The sequence below is a fragment of the Acidobacteriota bacterium genome (assembly GCA_040752915.1).
GTDB lineage: Bacteria > Acidobacteriota > UBA4820 > UBA4820 > DSQY01 > JBFLVU01.
In genome coordinates, this window is sequence record JBFMHB010000150.1 from 1 (window position 1) to 1160 (window position 1160).

The 1160-nt window shown below is 66.4% G+C and carries 1 protein-coding gene; it reads left to right on the forward strand.

Annotated elements, in window-relative coordinates; translation table 11 throughout:
• Positions 1-80: 80 nt before the first annotated feature.
• Positions 81-1160 (forward strand): transposase family protein (locus tag AB1824_13605; protein MEW5765994.1); only part of this gene is annotated, 1080 nt, incomplete at its 3' end.

A 1160-nucleotide genomic window follows, 5' to 3' on the forward strand; every position in this document is an offset into this window, starting at 1 on the left:
CCGAGTTGCCTCAGTGAAAGTGTTACCGGGCGGGGTGTCGGTTCCTCAGAATTCGGGTTACCGAAGACGAGGAGGTGCCGATGACCCAAGCGAGCGTGGCGGAGGTGGTGGGAGCGCTGCGCGCCCGCTACCTGCGTGCGAGGCGCGGCGACAAGACGAGGATCCTCGACGAGTTCGTGGCCCTCACTGGGTACCACCGCAAGGCCGCGATCCGCGTCCTCCGGAACGGAAGGAAACCCAAGGGAGGGGACTGCCGGGGACGTCCGCGGATGTACACCCCGGACGTGAAGGCGGCACTCCTTCAGGTGTGGGAGGCCTGCGGACGGATCTGTTCGAAGCGCCTCGCTCCGTTTCTCCCCGAGATCGTGGCCGTGCTCCAGCGGGAAGGGGAACTCGCGCTGGCCCTGGAGACGCGAAGGCTGCTGGTCCAGATGAGCCCGGCCACGATCGACCGGATGCTCGCCACGCACCGCTACCGAAGAGAACGGGGACGCCCTGCCGCCAAGCCGGGGACGCTTCTCAAGGCGAGGGTCCCGGTGCGTACGTTCGCCGACTGGGAGGACGTGGGCCCGGGGTTCCTGGAGGTGGACCTGGTAGCCCACTGCGGGGAGACGACGGCAGGGGAGTACCTCCACACCCTGAACGCCGTGGACGTGGCCACCCTGTGGTGCGAACCCGTGGCCGTGCTCAACCGAAGCCAGGAGACGGTACGGAAGGCGATCCAGCGGATCCGGGAGCGTCTTCCGTTCCCCCTGCGGGGGATCGACTCGGACAACGACTCGGCGTTCCTCAACGCTCATCTCTACACGTACTGCCAGAAGGAGGGGATCCAGTTCACCCGCTCGCGGCCGTACAAGAAGAACGATCAGGCGTACGTGGAGGGGAAGAACTGGTGTGTCGTGCGCCAGCTGGTGGGGTACCGGCGGTACGAGTCGCGGGAGGCGCTGGATCTCCTGGAGGCGATCTACGCCGACTGGCGGCTGGTGGTGAACTACTTCCAACCGGTGCGGAAACTCATCTCCAAGGAGCGGGTGGGCAGCAAGGTACGGAAGAAGTACGACCTGGCCCACACGCCCTACCGGCGGGTGCTCGCCGCCTCCGACATCCCTGAGGAGAAGAAGATCGAGGCCGAGGGGATCTACACCACGCTGAACCCGGTG